The following is a 4,380-nucleotide window of genomic DNA, read 5'->3' as shown; positions in this document are numbered from 1 at the left end:
AAGACCTTGCCTCCCTCGCGGCGCTGTTCTTGCAGCAGGCCCAGGTCGGCCAGCTTGCGGGCGTGGTGGTGGGCCAGATTCGCCGCCATGCCTGCCGTTTGCGCCACGTCCGAAGGCGAAGCGGGAGCGGTAAACAGCGACAGGAAAGCGAAATCCTGCCGTAGGGCGCGGGCGGCGGCGGGGTCGGTGACGGTCAGGTGGTCGGGCAACTCGGTCATGCGCCAAGTCTGCGGCGAGCGGCTTTCAGCGGGCCAGAGGGCAGACTGAAACTCCTCCACCGCCGCTCCAGCCTGTTAATCTGCCCCCATGACCCCCGACCCCTTCTCGGCTGCCAAAGTCAGAATGCGCGAGTTGGCGGCGGCGTATGCGGCGGGGCTGCCCGCGCTCGACACCCACAGCCTCACCGAAGGGCTGGAGGGCATAGAACTCAAATTCATGCCGATGGGCTGGCGCGACGGCGCGTTCGACCCCGAACACAACGTCATCCTGATCAACTCGGAGGCGCGGCCCGAGCGTCAGCGCTTTACCCTGGCCCACGAAATCGGGCACGCGCTGCTGCTGGGTGACGACGACCTGCTCTCCGACCTGCATGACGCCTACGAGGGCGACGAACTGGAGCAGAAAATAGAAACGCTGTGCAACGTGGCGGCGGCGGCGATTCTGATTCCGCAGAATCTGCTGGGCGAAATGTGCGAGAAATACGGCTATACGGGCGAAACCCTGGCCCGCCTCGCCCGCCGCGCCGAGGTGAGCGCGTCCACTGCCCTCTACGCGCTGACCGAGGCGACCCCCGAACCGACCATCTACGCCGTGTGCGCCAGAGGCCAGTTGCCGCGTGACATGGCCCGCGAATTGCCCGACGTGGGGGGCGAAAAAGTCCTGTCCGTGCGCGCCAGCAGTTCCACCCGCGAGGTCAAGTACACCCTGGCGAACGGCACGCCGATTCCCGCCGACCATCCCGTCGCCGTCGCTTTTGATACCGACATGCGCGAGGAACGCGAGAGCTATGTGCCGTTCCGCTCGGGCAAAAAGATGAAAGCGTATGTGGTGGCCTACCCCCTGCGCGGGCTGGTGACGGTCAGCTTTGGCCTGCCCCGCAGTGCCAAAAGCGGAGAATAAGGCATGAACTGGACGCAGCGTTCCCACGCCCTGACCTTTGGTTTTCCTGTCCCACACGCTGAAAAAGTGCCCGAAGGCTACCGCGTGACCTGGACAGGCTGCCGGGTGATGGGCATTCTGAACGCCACCCCCGACTCGTTCAGCGACGGCGGGCGGCATCTGGGGTTGGACGCGGCCCTGGCGACGGCGCGGCAGATGGTGGCGGCGGGCGTGTTCATGCTGGACATCGGCGGCGAAAGCACTCGCCCTGGCTCGGAACCTGTGGACGCCGCCACCGAACTTGACCGCGTGCTGCCCCTCATCCGCGCCCTGAAAGGCGAAAACGCCTTGCTCAGTGTGGATACCATGAAACCTGAAGTCGCCGCCGAGGCGCTAAAAGCCGGAGCGCATCTGGTCAACGACGTGACGGGCCTGCGCGATCCCGAGATGGTGCGGGTCTGCGCCGAATCGGGAGCCGCCGCCTGCATCATGCACATGCAGGGTGAACCGCGCACCATGCAGCAGCAGCCGACGTACAGCGACGTGGTGGGCGAGGTTCACAGCTTTCTGCGCGGGCGGGCGGCAGAGGTCAAGGCGGCGGGCGTGCCGTCAGTCTTGCTTGACCCCGGCATCGGCTTTGGCAAGACACTGGAACACAACCTCGCCCTGCTGCGGGCGGTGGGCGACCTGACCTGTGGCCCCGACCCCGTTTTGATGGCTGCCAGCCGCAAAAAAACCATCGACCTGATTGCCGACGTGCCGAAGGCTGCCGACCGTGACCCCGGCAGTTTCGCGCTGCATCTGCACTCGGCCCGGCAGGGCGCGGCGCTGGTGCGGCTGCACGCGGCGGGGGAGATGGTGCAGGCGCTCAAGGTCGAGGCGGCGCTGGCAGGCAGTTCACGTTGATAGTTGATGGTTCCGCTTCGCTGATGGCTGATGGAGCGGGCAACCCAGCATCTTTGAGCGCAGAAGCTGGGAAGGGAGAGGGAACGTTCCCTTTACCCTCTGCCCTTCACCCTCTACCCTAACTCCATGTCCCGCGTCGTTCTCGAAGGTCTGGAATTTCACGCCCATCACGGGGTCTTCGCCACCGAGGGCGTGCTGGGGGCGCGGTTCGTGGTGGACGCCGAGCTGTATTACCCCTTTGCCGGAATCGCGGATGATTTGGAGGGGGCGGTCAACTACGCCGCCGCCTACGCCGCCATCCGTGAGGAAGTCACCGAGAAGACGCATCAACTGATAGAGGTCCTGGCCGACCGGATTGCCGACCGCCTGCTCAACGATTTCCCGCGTCTGGAACGGGTGCGGGTGCGGGTGCACAAACCCTTCGCGCCGCTGCCCGGCATCTTCCGCGACGTGTGCGCCGAACTGGAAAAGGCCCAGGGCGAGCAGTCCCGCGGGGAAGGGGCGAAATGACGCGGGCTTTCATCGCGCTGGGGGCCAATCTGGGCGAGCCCGAGGCGACCTTGCGGGACGCCCTCGCCGGACTCCGCAGCCTGGGCGAGGTGCGCGGCGTGTCGGCCCTCTACCGCACCGCTCCCGTCGGCGGCCCCCCCGGACAGCTCGACTACCTCAACGCCGCCGCCGAACTCGAAACCGACCTTTCCGCGCCTGACCTGCTCGCCGCCCTGCACGCGCTGGAAGCCCAGGCGGGCCGCACCCGCGAAGTGCGCTGGGACGCCAGAACCCTCGACCTCGACCTGATCGTGTACGGCGACCAGCTTTCCGACGACCCGGCGCTTACCCTGCCGCATGCCCGCGCCTGGGAACGTGCTTTCGTTCTCGCGCCGCTGAGCGACCTCGCGCCCTATCTCGCCCACCCGCGCACCGGGGAAACGGTGGCCGACGCCCTGGCCCGTGCCGATACCGAAGGCATAGAGCGTCTGAGCGACAACTGGGCCGACGAATAGCCATAAAAAAACCCCCACGAAGGGGGAATTTTCTTTCAGCCATCAGCTATCAGCCGAAAGCCATCTGCCTTACTCGTCGTCACCCGCTTCCTCGGCCACGCGCTTGCCAGCCAGCCATTCCAGACCAGCCCACATCAGCTCGTCCAGGTCGCCGTCCAGCACGTCGTCGGGATTGTGAGCCATTAGCCCGGTGCGGTGGTCCTTGATGTACTGCTTGTCCAGCACGTAAGAGCGCATCTGGCTGCCCCATTCGACCTTGGCCTGCTGCCCACGGGCGGCGAGTTCTTCGGCCTCGCGCTTTTTCATCTCGATGTCGTATAGGCGCTGCTTGAGGATTTGCAGGGCGAGTTCGTGGTTCTTGATTTGCGAGCGCGTAATCTGGCACGCCACAGCGATGCCGGTAGGCAAGTGGGTGAGGCGCACCGCCGAGTCGGTGGTGTTCACGCCCTGTCCGCCCGCGCCCTGAGAGCGGAACACGTCGCGCCGTAGGTCGGAATCGGGAATGTGGATGTTGATTTCCTCTTCCGGCACTTCCGGCACCACGTCCACCGAGGCAAAGCTGGTCTGGCGGCGGTTGTTGGAGTCGAAGGGCGAGACGCGCACCAGACGGTGAACGCCGTGTTCGGGGGCCATCATGCCGAACGCCTTTTCGCCCCGGATGATGAATTCGATGCTTTGGTATCCGGCCTGGTCGCCTGCCACCTCGTCGAGAATGTCCACCTTGTAGCCCCGGCGCTCGGCCCAGCGCATGTACATCCGCGCCAGCATTCCGGCCCAGTCCTGTGCCTCGGTGCCGCCCGCGCCGCCCTTCACACGCACGATGGCGGGGGTGTCGGCGTGCTTCATGGTGAACAGGGTTTCGCGGTAGAGGTCGTCCACGCGCTTTTGCAGTCCGGCCTGCTCCTCTTCCAGCATGGCGCGTTCTTCTTCGTCGGCCAGCTCCAGCATCTCGCTCAGGCCCTGCGCGTCGGAAGTCAGGCCGCCGTATTCCTCGACAATTTTACGGACACTTCCCGCTTCCTGGGTGACCTGCCGGGCGCGGCTTTGGTCGTTCCAGAGGTCGGGGTCGCTCAATTCGCGGTCAAGTTCGTTCAGTCTTCGCGTTTTTCCGGGGATGTCAAAGGTACTCCCGGAGCGACGCCAGTTTTTCCAGCAGTTCTTGCATGGTGCGTTTCTCCTTTCCGCGCTCTCCCGTTGGCCGGGACGCAGACAATGCCAAGCAGGAAGTATAGAGGATTTTGCGCTCTGGCACGCGCTTCTCAGGAGGTCGTGGTCATGTCTCAAGGAACCACGGGCCAAGGGGGTTGACAGATTTTTTGGGGGCGTGTACTATTTCTGAGCCTCGAACGAGGCGAGCAGCATGACAAACGAA

General features: G+C 65.0%; 5 protein-coding genes and 1 pseudogene. 4 read left to right on the top strand and 2 right to left on the bottom strand.

Annotated features, from left to right (window positions below; all coding sequences use genetic code 11):
* Window positions 1-218: pseudogene (locus tag Q4C89_RS13180) on the bottom strand (hypothetical protein); the annotation flags it as partial.
* Window positions 219-306: 88 nt separating this feature from the next.
* Here Q4C89_RS13180 and Q4C89_RS13175 point away from each other — a divergent pair.
* From Q4C89_RS13175 to folK, 4 genes are all read left to right on the top strand, one after another.
* A complete protein-coding gene (locus Q4C89_RS13175) occupies window positions 307-1,119 on the top strand; it encodes an ImmA/IrrE family metallo-endopeptidase (RefSeq protein WP_303103082.1) in 813 nt (270 codons plus the stop codon).
* A 3-nt stretch (window positions 1,120-1,122) separates the two neighbouring features.
* Window positions 1,123-2,004, top strand: a complete 882-nt coding sequence (gene folP / locus Q4C89_RS13170; RefSeq protein WP_303103081.1) for a dihydropteroate synthase — start codon at window positions 1,123-1,125, stop codon at window positions 2,002-2,004.
* Between the two features lie 126 nt (window positions 2,005-2,130).
* Window positions 2,131-2,514 (top strand): dihydroneopterin aldolase, encoded by a 384-nt coding sequence (gene folB / locus Q4C89_RS13165; protein ID WP_303103080.1) that lies wholly within the window; start codon window positions 2,131-2,133, stop codon window positions 2,512-2,514.
* Complete coding sequence (gene folK, locus Q4C89_RS13160) at window positions 2,511-3,008, top strand: 2-amino-4-hydroxy-6-hydroxymethyldihydropteridine diphosphokinase (RefSeq protein WP_303103079.1); 498 nt, start codon at window positions 2,511-2,513, stop codon at window positions 3,006-3,008. Before folB ends, folK begins: the two co-directional genes overlap by 4 nt.
* A 69-nt stretch (window positions 3,009-3,077) precedes the next feature.
* Here folK and prfB read toward each other — a convergent pair.
* Window positions 3,078-4,173 (bottom strand): peptide chain release factor 2 gene (gene prfB, locus Q4C89_RS13155; RefSeq protein WP_303103078.1). Its coding sequence is split into 2 segments (ribosomal slippage): window positions 3,078-4,127 and window positions 4,129-4,173, totalling 1,095 coding nucleotides; the frame shifts between segments, so codons are not numbered across the junction.
* Window positions 4,174-4,380 lie beyond the last annotated feature (207 nt).

The organism is Deinococcus sp. (genome assembly GCF_030523985.1).
Taxonomy (GTDB): Bacteria; Deinococcota; Deinococci; order Deinococcales; family Deinococcaceae; genus Deinococcus.
The sequence above is the reverse complement of the archived record's forward strand: the minus strand, read 5'-3'. Positions and strand labels throughout refer to the sequence as shown.